This window comes from Streptomyces meridianus, assembly GCF_023703325.1.
Lineage (GTDB): Bacteria > Actinomycetota > Actinomycetes > Streptomycetales > Streptomycetaceae > Streptomyces > Streptomyces meridianus.
Window position 1 is genome coordinate 14,591 of record NZ_JAMQGM010000021.1, and the last position, 23,161, is coordinate 37,751.

Below are 23,161 nucleotides of genomic sequence, written 5' to 3' on the forward strand. Positions count from 1 at the left end.
GCAACCACCGGCGACGATCGGGTGACCTCCCGGCCGGGCTGCGGGGAGCTGCCGCCGGTCCGGCCGGATGATCGCTGACGGCCGGATGCGGCGCACCCGCGCGCCGGGCGGCCGGGAGGTCGTATGCGCATCCTGCTTGTGGCATCGGCGTTCAACAGCCTGACCCAGCGCGTGTTCGCCGAGCTGGGCGACCGCGGCCACCACCTGGCGGTGGAGACGGCAACCGAGGGCGAGGCGCTCCGGGCGGCCGTGGGCCGGCACGCACCGGAGCTGATCCTGGCGCCCATGCTCACCACCGCCATTCCCCGGGACATCTGGTCGGAGTACACCTGCCTGATCGTCCACCCGGGCCCGCCGGGCGACCGGGGACCGTCCTCCCTGGACTGGGCGATGCACGAACGGGAGCAGCGCTGGGGTGTGACCGTGCTGCAGGCCGGCGCCGAGATGGACGCCGGTGACGTCTGGGCGTCGGCGAGCTGTCCCATGCCGCCGGTGGACAAGAGCGACCTCTACCGCAACGAGATCGCGGACGCCGCCATGGACGCGGTGCTGACGGCCGTGGACCGCTTCGCTTCGGGACGCCACCGTCCCCTCGCGCAGAGCGGCCCGGACCTGCGCGACGCCGTGCGCACCCGGCCGTATCTCCGGCAGGAGGTGCGCCGGATCGACTGGGCGGCGGACACCACCGACGCGGTGCTCCGGAAGCTGCGCGCGGCCTCTTCGCAGCCCGGGGTGCTGGACGAACTCCTGGGCGCCGAATGGTTTCTGCTCGGCGGCCATCCCGAGGACCGGCTGCGCGGCGAGCCCGGCCGGCTGCTGGCCACCCGGGCCGGCGCCGTCTGCCGGGCCACGACGGACGGGGCGGTGTGGATCCCCCGGCTGCGGCCGCGGCGCAGGCCCGGCGGGCCGCCGGCCTTCGCGCTGCCCGCCGTTTCCGCCCTCGGGGACCTGCTGCCGCCGCTGCCGGAGGACGGGGTCCCGCTCCATCCGGACGAGCGCCGGCGCACCTGGAGCGACATCCGCTACCGCGAGGCCGGCTCGGCGGGATTCCTGTCGTTCTCCTTCCCGGGCGGCGCGATGGGCACCGAACAGTGCCGGCGGTTGCTGGACGCCTACCGGTACGCGTGTTCGCGCCCGACCACCGTGCTGGTGCTCGGCGGCGGGCGCGACCTCTTCTCCAACGGCATCCATCTGCACCTGATCGAGGCCGCCGCCGATCCGGCCGCCGAGTCCTGGGCCAACCTGAGCGCGATGAACGATGTGGTGGAGGCCGTTCTGACCACCACCGACCGGATGGTAGTGGCGGCGCTCGGCGGCAACGCGGCGGCCGGCGGGGTGATGCTGGCGCTGGCCGCGGACGAGGTGTGGTGCCGGCGCGGGGCGGTGCTCAACCCGCACTACCGGCTGATGGGGCTGTACGGCTCGGAGTACTGGACGTGCACGCTGCCCCGCCGGGTGGGCTCGGCAACGGCCGAGCGGCTGACCCGCCAGGCCCTGCCGGTATCGGCTGCGACGGCGAGCCGCATCGGGCTGGTGGACCGTCTGCTGGACTGCCAGGCGGCGGACTTCGGTGCCGAGGTGGGGCGGCTGGCGGCCCGCCTCGCCACGACGCAGCAGGTGCACGAGCGCATCGGCGCCAAGAAGTCCGCGCTGGAGCGACAGGAAGAGGCGAAGCCGCTGGCTGCCTTCCGTGATGCCGAGATGGCCCGGATGCGCCGCATCTTCTTCGATCCGCAAGCTCCGTACCACGTACTGCGCAGGGCTTTCGTGACCCGGCAGCCGCGCCCCGGAGCACCGCTTCAGCGGCAGGATCCGCCGCTGCCCGGCCGGTCGGCGGGGCGCCTCTGAAGCCGGTTCGCCCGTCGGAGAGCTGGTCGTCACTGGATCGGCGCTCCCTGACCTGCCGTCCGGCGCGGCGAGCGGTAACAAGGACACTGGACGACGTTATGTGGCTTTTGTCGCAACCCTCCCCGAGGAGGCATCCACATGGATGCAGCACCTTCGACCGTGACCGACACCGCGGGCGCTGCCGGCTCCGCAGCCGAGGAAGCACCCGTCCACATTCTGTGGATCAACGCAGGACTCAGCTGCGACGGCGACTCGGTGTCGCTGACCGCCGCGACACAGCCCAGCATCGAGGAAATCGCACTGCAGGCCCTGCCGGGCCTGCCCAAGATCCAGGTTCACTGGCCGCTCATCGACTTCGAGTGCGGCCCGGTGGGGGGCGCCGACACCTTCATCGACTGGTTCTTCAAGGCCGATCGCGGAGAGCTGGAACCGTTCGTCCTGGTCGTGGAGGGCTCCATCCCCAACGAGTCCATCAAGGCCGAGGGTTACTGGTCCGGCTTCGGCGACGACCCCGTGACGGGCCAGCCGATCACCACCAGCGAGTGGCTCGACCGCCTGGCCCCCAAGGCCCTCGCCGTGGTGGCCATCGGCACCTGTGCGACGTACGGCGGCATCCACGCGATGGAGGGCAACCCCACCGGGGCCATGGGCGTGCCGGACTACCTGGGCTGGAACTGGAAGTCCAAGGCGGGCATCCCGATCGTCTGCGTCCCCGGCTGCCCGATCCAGCCGGACAACTTCGCGGAGACCCTGACGTACCTGCTGTACCAGGCGGCCGGTTCGGCCCCGATGATCCCGCTGGACGACAAGCTGCGTCCCACCTGGTTGTTCGGTGCGACCGTGCACGAGGGCTGTGACCGGGCCGGCTACTACGAACAGGGCCAGTTCGCCGAGGCGTACGACTCCCCCACCTGTCTGGTGAAGATCGGCTGCTGGGGGCCCGTGGTGAAGTGCAACGTCCCCAAGCGCGGCTGGATGGACGGCATCGGCGGCTGCCCGAACGTCGGCGGCATCTGCATCGCCTGCACGATGCCGGGCTTCCCGGACAAGTTCATGCCGTTCATGGACGAGCCGCCCGGCGCCAAGGTCTCCAGCACCGCCAGCGGCGCCTACGGAGCTGCGGTGCGCAAGCTGCGCTCCATCACGCTCGGCACGGTCGACAAGGAGCCGAAGTGGCGCCACACCGGCCGGAAGCTGACCACGGGCTACCGGCAGCCGTGGTGACCCCCGGCCGGAACCTCACCAGCCGCTCATCCGATCTCCCCGCTTGACGAAGGGCACGGCAGACTGATGGCACCGAAGACGAAGGCAGCCGGAGACGGCAGCGGCCTGATGGAGATGTCCTGGGATCCGATCACCCGGATCGTCGGCAGCCTCGGCATCCACACCAAGATCGACTTCAAGCAGAAGCGGGTCGCCGAGTGCTACAGCACGTCATCGGTCTTCCGCGGCTACAGCGTCTTCATGCGGGGCAAGGACCCGCGGGACGCCCACTTCATCACCAGCCGCATCTGCGGCATCTGCGGCGACAACCACGCCACCTGCTCGGTGTACACGCAGAACATGGCGTACGGCGTGAAGCCCCCGCACCTCGGTGAGTGGATCATCAACCTCGGCGAGGCCGCGGAGTACATGTTCGACCACAACATCTTCCAGGAGAACCTGGTCGGGGTCGACTACTGCGAGAAGATGGTCCGCGAGACCAACCCCGGCGTCCTGGAGCAGGCGAACCGCACCGAGGCGCCGCACGCCGCCGAGCACGGCTACCGCACCATCGGCGACATCATGCGCTCCCTCAACCCGCTCGAGGGCGAGTTCTACCGGGAGGCCCTGCAGGTCAGCCGGTACACGCGTGAGATGTTCTGCCTGATGGAGGGGCGGCACGTGCACCCCTCGACGCTCTACCCGGGCGGCGTCGGAACGGTGGCGTCCGTCCAGCTGTTCACCGACTACCTCAGCCGGCTCATGCGCTACGTCGAGTTCATGAAGCGCGTGGTGCCTCTGCACGACGACCTCTTCGACTTCTTCTACGAGGCCATGCCCGGCTACGAGGAGGTCGGCCGGCGCCGCGTCATGCTCGGCTGCTGGGGCTCCCTGAACGACCCCGACCACTGCGACTTCACCTACCGCAACATGACGGACTGGGGACGGCGGATGTTCGTCACCCCGGGCATCATCGTGGACGGCAAACTGGTCACCAACGACCTGACCGAGATCAACCTGGGCATGCGCATCCTGCTCGGCAGCTCGTACTACCAGGACTGGGAGGGCCAGGAGACCTTCGTCAGCCACGACCCGCTCGGCAACCCGGTCGACCCGCGCCATCCGTGGAACCAGCACACCATTCCCGCCCCGCAGAAGCGGAACTTCGACGACAAGTACAGCTGGGTGATGTCGCCCCGCTGGTTCGACGGCAAGGACCACCTGGCCCTGGACACCGGCGGCGGCCCGCTGGCCCGGCTGTGGTCCACCGCGCTGTCCGGGCTGGTCGACGTCGGCTACGTGAAGGCCACCGGCCACAGCGTGAAGATCAACCTTCCGCGCTCGCTGACCAAGCCGGAGACCACCTTCGAGTGGAAGATCCCGAAGTGGAGCAACGCCCTGGAGCGCAACCGGGCCCGCACCTACTTCCAGGCCTACTCGGCGGCCGTCGCGCTGCACTTCGCCGAGAAGGCGCTGGAGGAAGTCCGTGCCGGGCGCACCCAGACCTGGGAGAAGTTCGAGGTGCCGGACGAGTCCATCGGCTGCGGCTTCACCGAGGCCGTCCGCGGCGTCCTGTCGCACCACATGGTGATCCGGGACGGGAAGATCGCCAACTACCACCCGTACCCGCCCACTCCGTGGAACGCCAGTGTGCGCGACACCTACGGCACCCCTGGCCCGTACGAGGACGCGGTGCAGAACACCCCGATCTTCGAGGAGAACTCCCCGGAGAACTTCAAGGGCATCGACATCATGCGCGCGGTCCGCAGCTTCGACCCGTGCCTGCCCTGCGGCGTCCACATGTACGTCGGCGGCGGCAAGACCGTCGAGAAGATGCACGTGCCCACCGGCCTGAGCGGTATGGCGGGATGAGCGCGGAGACCACCGCCCGGCAGGTCGAGGAGGTCCTGGACCGCCTCACGTCGCACGCCGACCCGGCCGTCCCCGCGGCCGCCGAGGAACTGGTCCGCGTGCTGATGGACTTCTACGGCACCGGGCTGGCCCGGATCACCGCGCTGCTGTCGGAGCGGGGCGGCGGGGCCGCCGGATCGCTGGCCCCGCTACTGGCCGACGAGACCGTGTCGGCGCTGCTGGCGCTGCACGACCTGCACCCGGAGGACGTCCGCACCCGCATCGGACGTGCCCTCGACGCCGCCGGCGGCGACGGGTTCACCGTGCGGGAGCTCGACGAGGAGACCGGGGCGCTGCGGCTGGCCTCCTCCGGGGGCGGTGGCTGCCCCAGCACCGCCGACGCCGCCCGGCAGCGCATCGAGGCGGCCCTCTCGTGCTTCGCACCGGAGGTCACGGCAGTCGAGTTCGAGCAGCCCGGATCGGCGGCCCGGGAACCGGCGCTGCTGCAGATCGGCCGCCGCCCGCCGGGGCTGCAGCCGGCCGGAGCCGGACCGGCGTCCCCCACGGGAGCGTCGTGAGCACACACACCACCGACCGCGGGCGGACGGGCCGCAGAGGGCTGCGCCGGTTCCTGGAACCGGCGCAGCCCCGGCCCGAGCGGTGCGAACTGTGCGGCACGAACGTGCCGCAGGAGCACCGGCACCTGGTGGACGAGGAACGGCGCTCGCTCGCCTGTGCCTGCACCCCCTGCGCGATGCTCTTCGACCGGCCGGGCGCCTCCACCGGGCGGTTCCGCAGCCTCCCGGGGCGCATCCTCACCGACCCGGGGTTCGGTGCCGCTCTCGGCCCGGCCGACTGGGAGGCGCTGCGCGTCCCGGTCAGCATCGCGTTCTTCTTCCGCAACTCGGAACTGGGCCGGCCGGTGGCGTTCTACCCCAGCCCGGCCGGAGCGACCGAGAGCGAACTCGACCCGGAGGCCTGGGAGTCCGTCCTCGGAAGGTCCCCGCTGGCAGAAGTGATGCTGCCCGACACCGAGGCGCTGCTGGTGCGGCGAACCCCCGGCAGCGGGGACGACGACCGCAGCGAGTGCTATCTGGTGCCCGTCGATCTGGCGTACGCCCTGGTCGGCCGGATGCGGCTGCACTGGCAGGGCTTCGACGGCGGGGCACAGGCGCACGCCGAACTCGCCGCGTTCTTCGACGATCTGGCACGGCGTGCGACCGAAGTGCCCCGGGAGGACGGAGAGACGTGACGGAACTGAACTTCACCTGCACCGGTGTCCGGGCCGAGCCGTACGCGGCCGGGCCGACCCTGGTCTTCCGCCTGCGCATCACCGCGCCCGGCGGCGAACGGGTGCACGCCATCGCACTGCGCTGCCAGATGCGCATCGAGCCGGGCCGGCGCACATACCGGAAGACGGAGGCGGACCGGCTCGGCGACCTGTTCGGCGAGCGCTCCCGCTGGGCCACCACCCTCAAGCCGATGCAGTTCACCCAGGTCTCCGTGGTCGTCCCGGGCTTCACCGACGAGACGGAAGTAGACCTGCCGGTCCCGTGCACGTACGACACGGACGTCGCCTCGTCGAAGTACTTCACCGCTCTCGACGACGGCCATGTCCCACTCGTCCTGCTGTTCTCCGGCACGGCCTTCTGCGGCGCCGGAGGCTTCCGCGTCCAGCCGGTTCCCTGGGACAAGGAGGCCGCCTGCCGAATGCCCGTACAGGTGTGGAAGGACATGATCGAGCAGCACTTCCCGAGGTGCGGCTGGCTCCGGCTTTCGCGCTCCGCCATGGGTGCCCTGAGCGACTTCCGCTCCCGCCGTGCCCTGCCGTCCTGGGAGGCGACGGTCCACGAACTCCTGCGCTCGGCCGCCCCGGCGGCCGAGGCCCCCGCATCCGTGCTCGCCCCGCAGGCCGCCGAGGGGACCTCATGACCGCCACCGGAACCGGCCCGGCCGTGAACCCCCGGTTCGCGGTGGCCCACCAGGTCGCCGACGCCGTCCTGTTCGAGGGGTACGTGCTCTACCCCTACCGGGCGTCGGCGGCCAAGAACCGCATGCGCTGGCAGTTCGGCGTCCTCGTGCCGCCCGCCTGGGGAGCCGGCAGCGGCGAGCACTCCCACCTGCGCACCGAGTGCCTCATGGAGCCCCGCCGCGGCGCCGGACTCCACGTCGAGCTGCGGTTCCTGCACGCCCAGCGCCGGACCGTCCAACGATGCGGTGGGGACGGGCAGTTCACCGAGGTGGAAAGACTGGATCTCCCCGACCGGATCCTGTCCCCGTGGGACGAGGGCGTGGAGGAGCGCGTCGAACTGGTCACCGACGTCGACGGCCTGTGCGACGAGGGCGTCGTGCTGCCCTTCACCCGGCCCGCCCGCGAGGAGGCCGAAGAGGTCCGTGACGCCTCGGGCACCCTCGCCGGCCGGCTGGTGCGCCGCCGCGAACGCGTCGACGGCGTGCTGCGGCTGACCGCAGCCGAACTCCCCGGCCCCTACCGGGTGATGCGGCTGACCGCGGTCGTCGAGAACGCCGGCGGCTGGGCCCCCGAGCCCGGGGCGCCCGCGGACCGCGACGCCGCACTGCCCCACTCGCTGCTGTCCGCACACCTCGTCCTGGGCCTGACCGGCGGCTCGTTCCTCTCCGTGACCGACCCGCCCGAATGGGCCCGGGCCGCCGTCGCCGAGTGCCGCAACGAGCACTGCTGGCCGGTCCTCGCCGGGGCCGACGGCGGCTCCGACGTCCTGCTGTCCTCCCCGATCATCCTGGAGGACCACCCGCAGATCGCCCCGGAGAGCCTCGGCACCCTGTACGACGCCACCGAGATCGACGAGATCCTCGCGCTGCGCACCGCCGCCCTCACCGACGAGGAGAAGCGCGAGGCCCGCGGCACCGACGACCGGGCCGCGGCCGTCATCGAACTCGCCGACACCATGCCTCCCGAGGTACTGGAGCGCCTGCACGGCGCGGTCCGGGCGCTCCGCGACGTCACCGGCCCCGGCGCGCCCCCGCCCGAACCCGGCTCGACCGTGCCCGGCGTCGAGCCCGGCACCCCCTGGTGGGACCCCGCCGCCGACCGGAGCGTCGACCCGGAGCACGACCGCGTCGTCGTCGACGGCGTCCCGGTCGGCGCGGGCAGCCGCATCCGGCTGAGCCCCGGGTTGCGCCGCACCGACGCCCAGGACCTCTTCGTGCACGGACGCACCGCCCTCGTGGAGGCCGTCCTGCACGACGTGGACGGCGCCGTCCACCTCGCCGTCACCGTCGACGACGACCCCGGCGCGGAACTCCGCCGCGAACAGGGCCGGTTCCTGTACTTCCAGCCCGACGAGGTGACCCCGTTGGAGGACGCGTGAACCCCACCGACGTGAGCGGGAACGCGCACGGCCGCACCCTCGTGGCCGGAATCGGCAACATCTTCCTCGGCGACGACGGCTTCGGCGTCGAGGCCGTGCGGCGACTGGCCCGGCAGCCCCGCCCCGACGACGTCGACGTCGTGGACACCGGGGTGCGCGGCGTCCATCTCGCCTACCAGGTCCTCGACGGCTACCGCAGGCTCGTTCTGCTGGACGCCACCGCCCGTGGCGGCGAACCCGGCACCGTGTACCGGATCGAGGACCCGAGGCCGGCACCGGACGGCCCCGGGGAGGCACTGATCGACGGCCACCGGATGACCCCCGGCGCCGTCCTGTCGCTGCTGGACGCGCTCAGCACCGGCACCGGCGGCAGCAGACCGGAGCAGGTGTTCGTCGTGGGGTGCGAACCGGCCTGCCTGGACGAGGGCATCGGCCTCAGCGAACCCGTCGAGGCCGCCGTCGACGAGGCCGTGGGCGTCGTACTGGAAATTCTGCGGAACGGCCGGCAACAGGACGGGCCGGCGCAACAGGCGGCCGGGCACGCGGCCCGGAACCGGTGACGAAGGAGCGGATGCACCATGTGGAAGATCCTCATCGGCGGGTCGCTGGCGGCCGCGCTCGGCTGGGTCGTCAGCCAGAACCTGCCCGACTTCCGGCGCTACATGAAGATGCGCGCCATGTGAGGCGAACGGCGGACGCGAGGGGCGGGCGGCGGCGTGGCGGCCCGGCCCGCCCCCGTACCCCGGCCTGTAATGGGATCAGGGACACGGGCGGACCGCACACCGGAAAGAGACCGATGCACGAGATGTCCATCGCGCTGGCCGTCGTGGAGCAGGTCGAGGACGCCGCCCGCTCCGGGTCCGGCGACGCCGCCGAGGCGGTACGGCTGCAGGTCGGCGAACTCGCCGGTGTCGTCCCCGACGCCCTCCGCTTCTGCTTCACCCTCGCCTGCGCAGGGACGGTCCTGGACGGCGCGGAGCTGGACATCGACCCCGTCACCGCCCGCGCCCGCTGCGGTCCCTGCACCACCGAATGGGACACCGGGATGCCCCCGCAACTGTGCTGCCCGAACTGCGGCGGCGCCACGGCCGACATGGTGTCCGGACGCGAACTGCAGATCGTCAGCGTGCGCTGGGCCGACCGCCCCGCGCACGACCGTGCCCACGTCACCGAGGAGCGCTGAAGCCCATGTGCCGTGTCGTCGACCTCCAGCAGGCCGTGCTCGCCAAGAACGACCGCAGCGCCCAGGAGCTGCGCGACGAACTGACCGCACGCGGAACCGTCGTGGTCAACCTGCTCTCCAGTCCCGGCAGCGGAAAGACCGCCCTGCTCGAGGCCGAACTCTCCCTGGCCCGGCAGCGCGGCATCGCGGTCGCCGCCCTGACCGCGGACCTGGCCACGGAGAACGACGCGACGCGGCTGGCCCGCTCCGGAGCCCCCGTCAAACAGGTGCTCACCGACGGCCTCTGCCACCTCGAGGCCGGCATGCTCCGCTCCCACATCGCCGGCTGGCTCCCCGGGGACACCCGGCTGCTGTTCGTGGAGAACGTGGGCAACCTGGTCTGTCCCGCCTCATACGACCTCGGCGAATCGCTGCGCGTGGTACTCGCCTCCGTCACCGAGGGCGAGGACAAGCCGCTCAAGTACCCGACCGCGTTCGGGCTGGCGCACCTGGTCGTCGTCACCAAGCAGGACATCGCGGAGGCCGCCGGCTTCGACCGGGCCGCGTTCCTTGCGGCCGTGCAGCAGGTCAACCCCGGTGTCGAGGTCGTCTTCACCTCGGCCCGGCGCGGCGAGGGACTCGGCGTTCTGATCGACCACGCCTGCGCGGTCCACGCAGGCCACGTCCCCCACCAGCCGGTCATGGCGCGCACGGCCGGGCAGGGGCACGTCCATCACCACGACGGCGTCGTGCACACGCACTCATGACGGCCCAGCAGACCGACGCCGCCGCCGAGGCACTCGCCCAGCGCCGGCGGGTCACCGTGCACGGGGTCGTACAGGGAGTCGGATTCCGGCCGTTCGTGCACCACCTCGCCTCCGAACTCGGACTGGCCGGGCACGTCACCAACACCGGTGAGGGCGTCGTCGCCGAGGTCGAGGGCCCGGCCGAGGCGGTCACCGCCTTCTGCGAGCGCATCGCCGCGGACGCGCCGCCCCTGGCGGCGGTCGAGTCCGTACGCCACGAGCCCGTCCCCACGACCGGCTCCACCGGTTTCGGCATCCTCGCCTCCCGCTCCGGCGGCCCCAGCCGGACCCTGGTCTCCCCGGACACCGCGACCTGCGACGACTGTCTGGCCGAAATGTCCGACCCGGCCGACCGCCGGTACCGGCATCCGTTCATCACCTGCACGAACTGCGGCCCTCGCTTCACCATCGTCACCGGACTGCCGTACGACCGCGCCAACACCACCATGGTGCGCTTCCCGATGTGCGAACGCTGCGCGAGCGAGTACACCGACCCGGCCGACCGCCGCTTCCACGCCCAGCCCGTCGCCTGCCACGACTGCGGGCCCCGGCTGCGCCTGCTGCTGCGCGCCGGCGACGAGCCCGGCAACACCGTGACGCGCAGCCGGCCGCTCGCGGAAGCCCGGCGGCTGCTCGCCGAGGGCGCGATCCTCGCCGTCAAGGGCCTGGGCGGCTACCACCTTGCCTGCGACGCGGGGAACGCGGACAGCGTCCGCAGGCTGCGGCGGCGCAAGGCCCGCGGCGACAAGCCCTTCGCCCTGATGGCCCGCCGGCTCGCCGACGCCGAGGCGATCGCCCGCATCGGCCCCCTCGAACGGGACCTGCTCACCGGAACCCGGCGGCCCGTCGTCCTGCTGCGCGCCCGCACCGTGGCCGAACGGCCCGCGGGCGCCCCCACTGTGGCCGACTCCGTCGCGCCCGGCAGCGCCGATCTCGGCGTCATGCTGCCCTACACCCCCCTGCACCACCTGCTGATGGGGCTGCCGGACGACCCGCCCGGACCCCGGCTGCTCGTCCTGACCAGCGGAAACCTCGGCGGCGAGCCGATCGTCACCGACGACGACGAGGCCCTCGAACGCCTGGCCCGTCTCACCGACGGATGGCTCACCCACGACCGGCCCATCCACGTCCCCTGCGACGACTCGGTGGTGCGGGTGCTGGACGGCGAGGAACTGCCGGTGCGCCGCTCCCGCGGCTACGCGCCGTTCCCGGTGACCCTCCCGGTGCCCGTGGTGCCCGCGCTCGCCGTCGGCGGCGACCTCAAGAACACCTTCTGTCTCGGCGAGGGCCGCCGCGCCTGGCTGTCGGCGCACATCGGTGACATGGACGACCTGGCCACCCTCACCGCCTTCGACCGCGCCGAGGGCCAGCTGGAGGAGATCACCGGAGTCACGCCCACCGTGCTGGCCGCCGACCGCCACCCCGGCTACCGCTCCGGGCAGTGGGCCCGGCGCCACGCCGGGGCCCGCGAGGTGCGCCGGGTGCAGCACCATCACGCCCACATCGCCTCCGCCATGGCCGAGCACGGGCTCGACGGCAGCCGCCGCGTCATCGGCGTCGCCTTCGACGGCACCGGTTACGGGGACGACGGAACGGTGTGGGGCGGAGAGTTCCTGCTCGCCGACTACCGGGGCTTCGACCGCTTCGCCCACCTCGCCCCGGTGCCCCTGCCGGGTGGGGACGCCGCCGTGCAGCGTCCCTATCGGATGGCGCTGGCCCACCTCTACGCCGCCCGGCTTCCCTGGACCGACGACCTGCCGTGCGTCGCGGCCTGCCCCGACGCCGAACGCCGACCGCTGGCCCGCCAGGTGGAACGGGGGCTGCACTGCGTCCCCACCTCGAGCATGGGCCGCCTCTTCGACGCCGTGGCTTCACTGGCGGGAGTGTGCCACCACGCCGGTTACGAAGCGCAGGCGGCGATGGAGCTCGAGGCCGCGGCCACGGGCTGCCCCGAACCGCCCGACCCCGCCTACGCGTTCGGCCTGTCCCCCGGTCCCGACGGGCCGCTGATCGCCGACCCCGCGCCGGTGCTGGCCGCCGTCGTCGCCGACCTGCGCCGCGGCACCGGGCAGGACGTCATCGCGGCGCGTTTCCACCATGCGGTGACGCAGCTGGTGCGCCACGTCTGCGCCGCGGCACGCGAACGGCACGGGCTGGACACCGTGGCGCTCAGCGGCGGTGTGTTCGCCAACGTGCTGCTGTCCGGCGCCTGCGCCCGCGACCTGCGCGAGGACGGTTTCACGGTGCTGCGGCACCGTTTCGTACCCCCGGGCGACGGCGGGCTGGCGCTCGGCCAGCTGATCGTCACCGCGCGCGAAGCCCTGCCGGACGCCGGCACGGCCACTCCCTGACCCCCCAGAGCGAGGAGAACCCCCATGTGCCTGGCGGTACCCGGCAAAGTGCTGGACATCGAGGAGCGGGACGGCACCCGCATGGCGAGCGTCGATTTCGGCGGTGTGGTGAAGGACGTCTGCCTCGAGTACCTGCCCGACCTTCAGGTGGGCGAGTACGCCATCGTCCACGTCGGATTCGCGCTGCAACGGCTGGACGAGGAGTCGGCAAAGCAGACCCTCGCGCTGTTCGGCAACCTCGGAATGCTGGAGGAGGAGTTCGGCGACGCCTGGGAACAGGCCGCACAGGAGAGCGGCAGCCCGCTGCCCGCCGCGTCCGCCCCTGCCGCGCGGGAGGGCGGACGATGAAGTACATCGAGGAGTTCCAGGACCCCGAGCTCGCGCAGCGGCTGCTCGACGACATCCACGCCACCGTCACCCGTCCCTGGGCACTGATGGAGGTCTGCGGCGGGCAGACGCACTCGATCATCCGGCACGGAATCGACCAGCTACTGCCCGATCAGGTGGAGTTGATTCACGGACCGGGCTGTCCGGTGTGCGTGACACCGCTCGAGGTGATCGACAAGGCCCTCGAGATCGCTTCCCGACCCGGCGTGATCTTCTGCTCCTTCGGCGACATGCTCCGCGTGCCCGGCAGCAACCGGGACCTGTTCCAGGTGCGCAGCGAAGGCGGCGACGTCCGCGTCGTCTACTCCCCGCTGGATGCGCTGCGGATCGCCCAGGAGAACCCGGACCGCGAGGTCGTGTTCTTCGGCATCGGCTTCGAGACCACCGCGCCGCCCAACGCCATGACCGTGTACCAGGCGCGCAAACTCGGCATCCGCAACTTCAGCCTGCTCGTCTCGCACGTCCGGGTGCCACCGGCCATCGAGGCGATCATGCAGTCGCCCGACTGCCGCGTCCAGGGCTTCCTGGCCGCCGGTCACGTGTGCAGTGTGATGGGCATCGATGAGTACCCGGACCTGACCGAACGGTTCCAGGTACCGGTCGTCGTCACCGGGTTCGAGCCGCTGGACATCCTCGAAGGCATCCGCCGCGCCGTCCGGCAGCTGGAGCGCGGCGAGCACACGGTCGACAACGCGTACGCCCGTGTCGTCCGGCCGGAGGGCAACCCTGCGGCGAAGACCATGCTCGCCGACGTCTTCGAGGTCACCGACCGCTCCTGGCGGGGCATCGGCACCATCCCGGCCAGCGGCTGGCGACTGTCCGAGCGCTACCGGGAATTCGACGCGGAGCACCGATTCTCCGTCACCGGGATCGCCACCGAGGAACCCGACGAGTGCCGCAGCGGCGAAGTCCTGCAGGGCCTGCTCAAGCCGAACGAATGTGCGGCGTTCGGCACGACCTGCACGCCGCGTACCCCCCTCGGCGCCACGATGGTCTCCAGCGAGGGGGCCTGCGCCGCGTACTACCTGTACCGCCGGCTCGGCGGCACGACTGCACCTCTGGAGGCGAGCCCCGTTGGCTGACATCACCGACCTGGACCGGCCGTACCAGGCACCGGACTTCTCCGGCTGGACCTGCCCCGCGCCCCTGCGCGACCAGCCCCGCATCGTCATGGGGCACGGCGGGGGCGGCGTGCTCTCCGGTGAACTCGTCCAGCACGTCTTCGCCCCCGCGTTCGGCGGCCAGGTCCTCTCGGCGCTGGCGGACTCCGCAACCGTCACGCTGGGCGGCACCCGGCTGGCGTTCTCCACCGACACGTACGTGGTGCGGCCGCTGTTCTTCCCCGGCGGCAGCATCGGCGACCTCGCGGTCAACGGCACCGTCAACGACCTGGCCATGAGCGGGGCGCGGGCGGCCTACCTCTCGTGCGGGTTCATCCTCGAGGAGGGCGTCGAGGTCGAGCTGGTGGCCCAGGTCGCCGAAGCACTCGGGGCCGCGGCACGCGCAGCCGGGGTGGAGGTCGCCACCGGCGACACGAAGGTGGTCGAGTCCGGGCACGGTGACGGCGTCTACATCAACACCGCCGGGATCGGCCTGGTCCCCGACGGCGTGGACATCCGGCCGCAGCGTGCGGTCCCGGGTGACGTCGTCATCGTCAGCGGGGACATCGGCGTGCACGGCGTGGCCGTCATGAGCCTGCGCGAGGGGCTGGAGTTCGGGACCGGGATCGAGAGCGACTGCGCCGCCCTCGGCGGACTGGTCGAGTCCATGCTCGCCGTCACGCCCGACCTGCACGTGCTGCGCGACCCCACCCGCGGCGGGCTCGCCGCGGCCCTCGGTGAGATCGCTTCGGCCGCCGGCGTCGGTGTCGTCCTGCAGGAGCGTTCCGTCCCGGTCCCCGACCCGGTCGCCAACGCCTGCGCGGTCCTGGGCCTGGACCCGCTGTACGTCGCCAACGAGGGCAAGCTGGTCGCCTTCGTTCCGCGCGAGCACGCGGACGCGGTCCTCGACGCGATGCGCGCCCACCCGCTGGGCGCCCGCGCGGCGGTGATCGGCGAATGCGTCGATTCCCACCCGGGCATGGTCGTCGCCCGCACCGGGCTCGGCGGCACCCGCGTCATCGACCTGCCCATCGGCGAGCAGCTCCCCCGAATCTGCTGAACCCGTCTTCCAGCCATCACCTTCGATGCGTTCACTGCCGAAGCAGAGCGAGGGAACATGACCGACCAAACGACGGACGCCGATCCGCCGCCGGAGGGGCTGAAGGCGAACGCGATCGGTTTCCTCGAGGCCCTCGTCATCGGGCTGAACGCCACCTCACCCGCGTACTCGCTCGCGGCCGTCATCGGTCCCATCACCGCGTTCGTCGGAATCTACGCACCCGGCGTGATGCTCGCGTCCTTCGTGCCGATGCTCCTGATCGCTTCGGCGTTCTTCTACCTCAACCGGGCCGACCAGGACTGCGGCACGACATTCTCGTGGGTCACCCGCGCCATGGGGCCGTGGGCGGGATGGCTGGGCGGGTGGGCCATCACCATGACCGGAGTCCTGGTCATCGGGTCGCTGGCCGACGTCGCCGTGAGCTTCGGGCTGCTCGCGGTCGGCCTCGACAGCTGGGCGGAGAACGCGTTCGTGCGCCAACTGCTCGCCGTGCTGCTCATTCTTCTGATGACGCTGCTGTGCGTGATCGGCACGGAGTTGTCGGCCCGGGTCCAGGATGTCCTCATCCTGGCCCAGGTCGTCTTCCTGCTCGTCTTCGTCGTGGCGGCGCTCTACCGCGTGTACGCCGGAACGAGCCCGTTCGACTCGGTCGAGCCGGAGCTGAAGTGGATGGATCCGTTCGGGCGCGGAGGCGCGGCGCTCACCGGGGCCCTGCTGCTGGGCGTCTTCATCTACTGGGGGTGGGAGTCGGCGGTCAACCTCACCGAGGAGACCGAGGACTCGGCCACCGCCCCCGGCAAGGCCGGGATCTGGTCGACCGTGGTGCTGCTCATCACCTACCTGTCCGTCGGCTTCGCGGTCGTGGCCTACGCCGGACCGGCCTACCTCGCCGAGAACGCCGGCGAGGAGGAGTTCATCTTCGCCCTGCTGGCGGACAAGGTGCTGGGCGGCTGGGACTGGATCGTGCTCCTGGCCGTCTCGACCTCCGCCATCGCCTCGACGCAGACGACCATCATCCCGGCCTCGCGCACGGCACTGTCCATGGCGCGCCGCATGGCGCTGCCGCACGCCTACGGCCACATCCACCAGCGGTTCCGTACACCCGACGTGAGCACCTGGTGGGTCGCAGCCATCGCCATCGGCTGGTACCTCTGCGTCAACCAGATCAGCACCAACGCCCTGTTCGACTCGCTCTCGGCACTGTCGCTGCTCATCGCGTTCTACTACGCGCTCACCGGCATCGCCTGCGCCGTCTACTACCGGCGGCAACTGACGGACAGCGTGCGCAACTTCCTTCTCATCGGCCTCGGGCCGCTGGTCGGAGCCGGGCTGCTGACCTGGCTGCTGGTCGAGTCGGTCAGCGACCTGGCCGACCCGGAGAACTCCTACAGCGGCGTCTCGTGGTTCGGTCTGGGACCGCCGCTGGTCATCGGCATCGGGATCGCCCTCGTCGGGGTCGTCATCATGTTCGTCTGGCGGTTCGTGTCCCCTGCCTTCTGGTCGGAGCGGCCGAGTGTGGCCGATCCGCACGTCGTCCACGGAAGGGGACGGTGACATGACGGTCGTGCTGGGCTACGACGAGTCGCCGGGCGCCAAACGGGCGCTGGGAGCGGCGCTCGAGGTGTCGGCCGCGTTCGGCGAACCGCTCATCCTGGTCTACGGTGCGGCGCCGCCGGGGACCCGGGGCGAGGAGTACCGGGTCGTGAAGGACGCGCTCCACGAAGCCGGGCGGACGGCGCTGGATCACGCCGTCGCGGAGGCCGACGCCGCCGGAGTGCCGACGACCGTCGAGATCATCGACGAGAAGCCGGCGCCGGCGCTGCTGGACGCCGCGGAACGCCACAACGCGCGGGTGATCGTGGTGGGCACCTGGGGCGAGAGCCCGATGCGCGGCGCCCTGCTCGGGTCCACGCCCCACAAGCTGCTGCACCTGTCGACCCGCCCGGTGCTGTGCGTGCCGAGTCATCTGCCGGGGGACGACTGAGCAGGGCGGACGCCTCTCGCCGCCGGCTCGCGCCCGCAGCGGGACGGTGACCGGGGACGTCCCGCCGGGGCGCCGAGCGGCAACGACGAGGGCCCGGGACTCGGTGTCCTGGGCCCTCGTCGTCCGCGTGGGGAGAGACCGGCTCAGCTCGACGAGCCGGCCAGCCCGGCCCCCACCGCCGAGGCCGGGTTGAAGTGGGGGTTCGTCCGGCAGCCGAGGTTCCGGTAGATGTTCTTGTTCGTCTCCGGGTCCTGGCCCTCCCAGTGGTACTGGCACGCACCCTGGATGAACCGCCCCTGGACGCCGCCGGGGAAGTCGATCTCCTTGTTCCACAGGTACTGCGAGTTGATGTCGTTCTGCCGTGCGGTGGCGTTCACGTCGATCCCGCCGGGGGCCTGGATCGCGTACACCCAGCCGTCGTTGTTGTTCGCCGTGGCGAAGCCCTGGGCCACCCACCGGTCACAACTGGTGCTGACGTGGGCCGTCGTCTGCGTACTGCCCCCGATGATCCACTGCGGGAACGGGGTGAGGTCCGAACCCCGCGGAGTGAAGCCGTCCCGGAAGATCACCTCCGGGTCCGGACGAGTGTCGCCCCGCCACAGGGTGTTGCTGTCGTGGCGCCAGTACCAGTTCTCGCGCACGGCGGCGACCTCCACCGGCGACTGGATGCTGAGGTCCGTGGTGGTCTGGGCCCAGTCCGCCGTGCGGAACCCGCCGGTCGGCCCGCAGGGGCCGGTGTCACGGATCTGCTCCGGGGTCCCCGGATAGTCGTCGGCCGAGGCGCCGGCCGGCGAGAACATCAGCGAACCGGTGATCAGGGCGGTGGCGGTGGCGAGACGGAGTGCGTGCTTCGTCATCATGTGCGGGGCAACCCATCGTTCGGCGTACGGGATCCCCAGTCCACAACCGGGAAATCCGGATCGGCCGAACGACGTCCGGGACAGTCACCCGTCGGCACCACCACCTCCACCCGCCCGGCGCAGATCCGCCGCCCGCGGCCACGGGCCATCGCCACCGCTCGGTCGGGGACGTCGGATGACGTTCCGTCAGCTGACTCCGGCAGCCGGGTAGAACCTGCGAGCGGCGCGCCTGGCCGCTCGCCAGGGGCCGTGGACGACGACCGGACAAGCGAACCGGTCGACCGATTGCCGTCGGCACAACGCAGAACGGCCTGACCGGCCAGCCTGCGGGGCGGTACAGAGAGCGACAGGTCCGGGGGCGCGAACGGGCGTCGGTGCCCGCTGCGGGCACAGGCGAATCCGTGTGGCTCCACCTCAGTGCATCTGGCAACACACCGGTAGACCTTTCAGCCTGAGGCGCATGTCCTCACCAAGTCTCGAGGTCACTGCGTTCCTGGCGGATCCGCGACCCCCGGCCAGTGTGCGACCGTCACCGCGCGTGGGAACCCGGCCCTCGCCACCATGTGGTTCGACTTCGCCGAGGGCCGACTGTGGTTCCACACACCGCTCCGCTCGCCGAACCCGTTCCTGAACGCGATCGAGCAGGGGCGTGAGATCGCCGCGATGATCTCCACCTTCGATCCACCAGAAGACATCCGGCAGGTACGTACTACAGGACCAGGCCGACTGGAGCCGACCGATCCCGACCGGGTCCGGGCCATCTACCGCCGCTACGTCGCCGATTGGGACACGACGTGGGAAGGCCAGCCGTCACCTATCCGGGGGCTCCAGGGACAAGCCGAGTACCGCTGGTCAGAGGGAACCGGGGAAACTCCTGGGCCGTAGCACAACGCAGGGCCCCGCCTCAAGACGGGTCCGCCCCACGTTGCCCGTCCCCCGGTCGTCTTCGGCAGCGAGCCGGGGAGCCCGGCGATCAGCCACGCGGACTGTCCGGCTTCCGGGCCGTCAGCTCTCGTAGTGGTAGCGGCACTGCGCGATCAGGACCGAGTCGTCCCCGACCTTGTAGATCAGGCGATGCTCGTCGTTGATCCGGCGCGACCAGTAGCCCTGGAAGCCGTGCTTGAGAGGTTCCGGCTTGCCGATCCCCTCGTTGCCGTTACGCATCACATCCGCGATGAGCGTGTTGATCCGCTTGAGGATCTTGCGATCCTGGGACTGCCACCAGAGGTAGTCCTCCCCGGCACGGGAGGCAAAGGTGATCTTCATTCGAAGTCCGCGAGTTCACGCACCGCCCCGCCGCCGCTCTCCAACTCCTCGATGGATGCAAGGAGACGGCGGGCGTTCGCAGGGCTGCGCAGCAGGTAAGCCGTCTCCTTCAAGGACTCGTAGTCCTCCAGCGAGACGATGACCACCGGCTCATGCCCGGCGCGCGTGATCACTATTTCCTCGCGGTCGTCGGTCACGGCGTTGAGCACTTCCGCGTACTTCGCCCGCGACTCCGAGTACGACATCGTCTTCACCGCAAACCTCCTGCTTGAGTACAGAAAATTGCACGTCTCACTGGGCGGGCTGACAACGCCGCACGGAGGGGACGTCATTCACAGGTCTCGCCGCGGTCGACGATCCGTCCCGAGCACGCACGACGGACCGCCGACCTGCACACACGGTCAGATCAGACCGAGGTCGATCTCCACCGGGAACGGCGCCGCGACCTTGATGACACCGATGAACACGTCACCGTCCCGGTAGATCTTCGTCGCGGGGTCGAGGACGTACGTGTACACGAGGGGAACGCCGGTCGCGGGGACTCTCCGGCGATCCTGATCCCGCCGGGCTCGGCGCCATTGGGCACCCTCGGAACCCGCGCCCGGACCGCGAAGCAGAGCGCAGAAACGAAAACCCCGGCTCGGACGAGATCCGAGCCGGGGTTTCGGTGGAGCCGCCTTCGGGATTCGAACCCGAGACCTACGCATTACGAGTGCGTTGCTCTGGCCATCTGAGCTAAGGCGGCAAGCTGCGAAGATGCCCGCCCGTTACGCACAGACTGGCATCAGCAACGGCGACAAGTCTACACAGTTCCCGGGGGTGCCCCGTACCGGTCCCGGGACCGGTACGGGGGCCGCGTGATCAGGAGCACTTCTTGCCCTCGGCCGGCTGCTCGCCCTCCAGCAGGTATCGGTTGATCGAGGCGTCGATGCAGTCGCTGCCGCGCCCGTACGCCGTGTGCCCGTCGCCGTCGTAGGTCAGCAGCCGGCCGGAGTCCAGCTGGCCGGCCAGGCCCCGCGCCCAGAGGTACGGCGTCGCCGGGTCGCGCGTGGTGCCGACCACCACGATCGGCGCCGCCCCCTTCGCCTCGATCCGCTGCGCCTCTCCGCTCGGCTTCACCGGCCAGTAGGTGCAGTTCAGCGCGGCCCACGCCATGTACGTGCCGAACACCGGCGACGCCTTGCGGAACGACTCCAGGTTCTTCCGGACGTCCTCCGGCCCCCCGAAGGACGGCGGCAGGTCCAGGCAGTTGACCGCGGCGTTGGCGTACATCAGGTTCTGGTAGGAGCCCCCGGAGTCCCGCTCGAAATAGAGGTCGGCGAGCTTCAGCAGCCCGCTGCCGTCCCCCTCCACCGCGGACTGCAGCGCGCTGCGCAGCTGCGGCCACGCGCTCTCGTCGTACATCGCCGCGATCACCCCGGTGGTCGCCAGCTGCTCGCCCAGCCTGCGGTCCTCGCCGGTGGCGAGGGGCTTCTCGTCGGCCTGGTCGAACAGCGCGCGCAGCCGCTTGCCGGCGTCGTCCGCGCTGCCCGTCCCGAGCGGGCAGTCCGTCCGCTTCACGCAGTCCTCGGCGAAGGCCCCGAAGGCCGTGGCGAAGCCGCCGGTCTGCTCGCGGTTGAGCCGGAGAGCGGACAGCGACGGGTCCAACGCCCCGTCGAGGACGAGCCGGCCGACCCGCGAGGGGTAGAGCCCGGCATAGGTCGCGCCCAGCAGCGTGCCGTACGACGCCCCGACATACGTCAGCCTGTCGTCGCCGAGCACCGCACGCAGGACATCCATGTCGCGGGCCGCTTCGACCGTCGAGACGTGCCCGAGCACGTCCCCGGAGCGCTTGCGGCAGCTGTTCGCGAAGTTCTTGTACGCGGCGACGAGCTTGCGGGTCTCCGCCTCGTCGTCGGGAGTCTGGTCGACCTGGGTGTAGGCGTCCATCTGCGGGTCGGTCAGGCAGGCGACGGGTTCGCTGCCGGCCACGCCGCGCGGGTCGACGGCCACCATGTCGTACCGGGCGCGCACGGGCTCCGGGTATCCGACGCCCGCGTAGGTCTGGAGGAAGCCGACCGCGGAGCTGCCCGGCCCGCCGGGGTTGACCAGCAGCGAACCGAGGCGCTTGCCCGGCCCGGTCGCCTTCTTCCGCGAGACCGCCAGCTCCAGGTCCTCGGCCGCCGGACGGTCGTAGTCCAGCGGCACCTTCAGCGTCGAGCACTCGAAGCCCGGGGTGTCCTCGCAGTCGCGCCACGTCAGCTTCTGCTCGTAGTACGGCTCGAGGTCCGCCGGCACGGTCAACGCCAGCGGTCGCAGCCCCTGGACCGCCCCGCCCCCTTCCCCCGGCTGCGGTGTCGCCGAGGCGGAGGACCGGTCGGCCGCCTCCTCGGGCGAACAGCCGGCGAGCAGCAGTCCGGCGGCCGCGAGCAGGGTCCCGGAAGAGCGGAACAGGCGACGGGTGTCCATGGGCGGTCCTCGGGTCCGGACGGGTAGCTTCCACAGCTTCTGCGGAGCACGACCTACGGAGCGTATCCGTACGAGCACCCTGGGACGTGCAGCCCCGGCCCCGGACGGATGAGAGCGGTCGGGGCGACGGCCGGCGCCGCGCGACGCCGGCCGCCCCGCCCCGCCCCGCCCCGGTTGTGTGGCCGTCGGCCGGCCACGCCCGCCACCCACTGCACCGGCCACGACACCGCGTCCGGCAGTCAGCCCGCGCGCAGCGCCATCGTCATCGCCTCGACGGCCAGCAACGGCGCCACGTTGCGGTCCATGGCGTCGCGGCAGGCGATCACCGCCTCGATGCGCCGCAGCGTGTTCTCCGGGCCCGACCCGGCCGCCACCCTCTCCAGGGCGTCCCGCTGCCCGGAATTGGCCAGCGCCACGGACGAGCCGAGCTGCAACGCCAGCACATCCCGGTAGAACCCGGTGAGATCGGTCAGCGCGAGGTCGAGGGTGTCGCGCTTGATGCGCGTACTGCGCGTCTTCTGCCGGTCCTGGAGCTCCTTCATCGCACCGGCAGTGCCGCGCGGGAGCCGGCTGCCCGTCCCGGCCGCCGCACCCAGCGCGGCGCGCAGCTCCTCGGTCTCCCTGGCGTCCGTCTCCTCGGCGATCTGCTTCGCGTCCTCCGCTGCTGCGTCGACCAGTTCCTGCGCCGCCTTGAGACAGGCACCGATGTCGTCCACCCGCAGCGGCAGCTTCAGCACGGCCGCCCGGCGCGTCCGCGCCTGCTCGTCCGTGGCCAGCCGGCGCGCACGGCCGATGTGCCCCTGGGTCGCCTCGGCCGCGGCCCGGGCCCGCGCGGGATCGACCCCGTCCCGCCGCACCAGCAGGTCGGCGACGGCGTCCACCGACGGCGTGCGCAGTGTCAGCAACCGGCAGCGTGACCGGATCGTCGGCAGCACGTCCTCGATGGACGGAGTGCACAGCAGCCACACGGTTCTCGGCGCCGGCTCCTCGATCGCCTTGAGCAGGACGTTGCAGGCGCCCTCGGTGAGCCGGTCCGCGTCCTCCATCACGATGACCTGCCACCGGCCGGTCGCCGGAGACAACTGCGCCCGGCGGACGAGTTCGCGCGTCTCCTTCACCCCGATCGACAGCCCCTGGGTCCGCACCACCTCGACGTCCGCGTGCGTACCGATCAGCGCGGTGTGGCAGCCGTCGCAGAACCCGCAACCCGGAGCACCGCCCAGGGCGCGGTCCGGGCTGACACACTGGAGCGCCGCCGCGAAAGCCCGCGCTGCGGTGGACCTTCCGGAACCCGGCGGACCGGTGAAGAGCCACGCGTGGGTCATGCTCGACGATCCGCCCGGCTCCGGGGGAGCGTCGTCTTCCCCCGGCTCCGCCTCGGTCACCAGCGCATCGGCGTCCCGGGCCGCGGCGAGCAGTTGCCCGGTCACCTGCTGCTGGCCGACGAGGTCGTCCCACACCGCCATCGCTGTCCGCCCTCTCCCG

The 23,161-nt window shown here is 71.5% G+C and carries 23 protein-coding genes, 1 tRNA gene and 1 pseudogene; 18 read left to right on the forward strand and 7 right to left on the reverse strand.

The window, feature by feature from the left end:
- Positions 1-123: 123 nt before the first annotated feature.
- The 17 genes from M1E25_RS09930 to M1E25_RS10005 all read left to right on the forward strand — a co-directional run bounded on the left by M1E25_RS09930 (position 124) and on the right by M1E25_RS10005 (position 17,102).
- Positions 124-1,848 (forward strand): enoyl-CoA hydratase-related protein, encoded by a 1,725-nt coding sequence (locus tag M1E25_RS09930; protein WP_251412810.1) that lies wholly within the window; start codon positions 124-126, stop codon positions 1,846-1,848.
- Positions 1,849-1,986: 138 nt separating this feature from the next.
- A complete protein-coding gene (locus tag M1E25_RS09935; RefSeq protein ID WP_251412813.1) occupies positions 1,987-3,072 on the forward strand; it encodes an NADH-quinone oxidoreductase subunit B family protein in 1,086 nt (361 codons plus the stop codon).
- A gap of 66 nt (positions 3,073-3,138) precedes the next feature.
- A complete protein-coding gene (locus M1E25_RS09940; protein WP_251412815.1) occupies positions 3,139-4,923 on the forward strand; it encodes a nickel-dependent hydrogenase large subunit in 1,785 nt (594 codons plus the stop codon).
- Positions 4,920-5,480, forward strand: a complete 561-nt coding sequence (locus tag M1E25_RS09945) for a NifU-related iron-sulfur-binding protein (protein ID WP_251412817.1) — start codon at positions 4,920-4,922, stop codon at positions 5,478-5,480. Before M1E25_RS09940 ends, M1E25_RS09945 begins: the two co-directional genes overlap by 4 nt.
- Positions 5,477-6,154, forward strand: coding sequence for a DUF5947 family protein (locus M1E25_RS09950; protein WP_251412819.1), 678 nt, complete (start codon positions 5,477-5,479; stop codon positions 6,152-6,154). The genes M1E25_RS09945 and M1E25_RS09950 overlap by 4 nt, the downstream gene beginning before the upstream one ends.
- Positions 6,151-6,834 carry a DUF6084 family protein gene (locus M1E25_RS09955; RefSeq protein WP_251412820.1) on the forward strand — a complete coding sequence of 228 codons (684 nt, stop codon included), beginning with the start codon at positions 6,151-6,153 and terminating at the stop codon, positions 6,832-6,834. The genes M1E25_RS09950 and M1E25_RS09955 overlap by 4 nt, the downstream gene beginning before the upstream one ends.
- Entirely contained in the window at positions 6,831-8,252 is a 1,422-nt protein-coding gene (locus tag M1E25_RS09960; RefSeq protein ID WP_251412822.1) for a hypothetical protein, read from the forward strand. Before M1E25_RS09955 ends, M1E25_RS09960 begins: the two co-directional genes overlap by 4 nt.
- Positions 8,249-8,812 carry a hydrogenase maturation protease gene (locus tag M1E25_RS09965; RefSeq protein WP_251412826.1) on the forward strand — a complete coding sequence of 188 codons (564 nt, stop codon included), beginning with the start codon at positions 8,249-8,251 and terminating at the stop codon, positions 8,810-8,812. The genes M1E25_RS09960 and M1E25_RS09965 overlap by 4 nt, the downstream gene beginning before the upstream one ends.
- Positions 8,813-8,830: 18 nt before the next feature.
- Positions 8,831-8,935 carry a DUF6893 family small protein gene (locus M1E25_RS25885; protein WP_372500552.1) on the forward strand — a complete coding sequence of 35 codons (105 nt, stop codon included), beginning with the start codon at positions 8,831-8,833 and terminating at the stop codon, positions 8,933-8,935.
- A 113-nt stretch (positions 8,936-9,048) separates the two neighbouring features.
- Positions 9,049-9,435 (forward strand): hydrogenase maturation nickel metallochaperone HypA/HybF, encoded by a 387-nt coding sequence (locus tag M1E25_RS09970; RefSeq protein WP_251412828.1) that lies wholly within the window; start codon positions 9,049-9,051, stop codon positions 9,433-9,435.
- Between the two features lie 5 nt (positions 9,436-9,440).
- The gene (hypB, locus tag M1E25_RS09975) at positions 9,441-10,181 is read left to right on the forward strand and encodes a hydrogenase nickel incorporation protein HypB (RefSeq protein ID WP_251412830.1); all 741 of its coding nucleotides are present in this window, start codon (positions 9,441-9,443) and stop codon (positions 10,179-10,181) included.
- Entirely contained in the window at positions 10,178-12,571 is a 2,394-nt protein-coding gene (hypF, locus tag M1E25_RS09980; RefSeq protein ID WP_251412832.1) for a carbamoyltransferase HypF, read from the forward strand. Before hypB ends, hypF begins: the two co-directional genes overlap by 4 nt.
- Positions 12,572-12,595: 24 nt before the next feature.
- The gene (locus tag M1E25_RS09985) at positions 12,596-12,919 is read left to right on the forward strand and encodes a HypC/HybG/HupF family hydrogenase formation chaperone (protein WP_251412834.1); all 324 of its coding nucleotides are present in this window, start codon (positions 12,596-12,598) and stop codon (positions 12,917-12,919) included.
- Positions 12,916-14,040, forward strand: a complete 1,125-nt coding sequence (hypD, locus tag M1E25_RS09990) for a hydrogenase formation protein HypD (protein WP_251412836.1) — start codon at positions 12,916-12,918, stop codon at positions 14,038-14,040. Before M1E25_RS09985 ends, hypD begins: the two co-directional genes overlap by 4 nt.
- Positions 14,033-15,118, forward strand: a complete 1,086-nt coding sequence (gene hypE / locus M1E25_RS09995) for a hydrogenase expression/formation protein HypE (protein ID WP_285830596.1) — start codon at positions 14,033-14,035, stop codon at positions 15,116-15,118. Before hypD ends, hypE begins: the two co-directional genes overlap by 8 nt.
- A 57-nt stretch (positions 15,119-15,175) precedes the next feature.
- Positions 15,176-16,672 carry an APC family permease gene (locus M1E25_RS10000; RefSeq protein ID WP_251412840.1) on the forward strand — a complete coding sequence of 499 codons (1,497 nt, stop codon included), beginning with the start codon at positions 15,176-15,178 and terminating at the stop codon, positions 16,670-16,672.
- 1 nt (position 16,673) lies between these two features.
- Positions 16,674-17,102 (forward strand): universal stress protein, encoded by a 429-nt coding sequence (locus M1E25_RS10005; protein WP_251412842.1) that lies wholly within the window; start codon positions 16,674-16,676, stop codon positions 17,100-17,102.
- 143 nt (positions 17,103-17,245) lie between these two features.
- On the opposite strand, the gene M1E25_RS10010 is transcribed toward M1E25_RS10005, so the two are convergent.
- Positions 17,246-17,959: a scabin-related ADP-ribosyltransferase gene (locus tag M1E25_RS10010; protein WP_251412844.1), complete on the reverse strand. Its 714-nt coding sequence runs from the start codon at positions 17,957-17,959 to the stop codon at positions 17,246-17,248.
- Positions 17,960-18,523: 564 nt separating this feature from the next.
- Here M1E25_RS10010 and M1E25_RS10015 point away from each other — a divergent pair.
- Positions 18,524-18,847, forward strand: coding sequence for a hypothetical protein (locus M1E25_RS10015; protein ID WP_251412846.1), 324 nt, complete (start codon positions 18,524-18,526; stop codon positions 18,845-18,847).
- Between the two features lie 120 nt (positions 18,848-18,967).
- Here M1E25_RS10015 and M1E25_RS10020 read toward each other — a convergent pair whose 3' ends face one another.
- The 6 genes and pseudogenes from M1E25_RS10020 to M1E25_RS10045 all read right to left on the reverse strand — a co-directional run bounded on the left by M1E25_RS10020 (position 18,968) and on the right by M1E25_RS10045 (position 23,142).
- Positions 18,968-19,228 carry a Txe/YoeB family addiction module toxin gene (locus M1E25_RS10020; RefSeq protein WP_251412848.1) on the reverse strand — a complete coding sequence of 87 codons (261 nt, stop codon included), beginning with the start codon at positions 19,226-19,228 and terminating at the stop codon, positions 18,968-18,970.
- Entirely contained in the window at positions 19,225-19,482 is a 258-nt protein-coding gene (locus tag M1E25_RS10025) for a type II toxin-antitoxin system Phd/YefM family antitoxin (RefSeq protein ID WP_251412850.1), read from the reverse strand. Before M1E25_RS10025 ends, M1E25_RS10020 begins: the two co-directional genes overlap by 4 nt.
- Positions 19,483-19,629: 147 nt before the next feature.
- Positions 19,630-19,764 (reverse strand): annotated as a pseudogene (locus M1E25_RS10030) (Uma2 family endonuclease); the annotation flags it as partial.
- A 132-nt stretch (positions 19,765-19,896) separates the two neighbouring features.
- Positions 19,897-19,973 (reverse strand) — tRNA-Thr (locus M1E25_RS10035).
- Positions 19,974-20,089: 116 nt separating this feature from the next.
- Complete coding sequence (locus M1E25_RS10040; RefSeq protein WP_251412852.1) at positions 20,090-21,676, reverse strand: alpha/beta hydrolase; 1,587 nt, start codon at positions 21,674-21,676, stop codon at positions 20,090-20,092.
- Positions 21,677-21,915: 239 nt separating this feature from the next.
- A complete protein-coding gene (locus M1E25_RS10045) occupies positions 21,916-23,142 on the reverse strand; it encodes a DNA polymerase III subunit delta' (RefSeq protein WP_251412864.1) in 1,227 nt (408 codons plus the stop codon).
- Positions 23,143-23,161 lie beyond the last annotated feature (19 nt).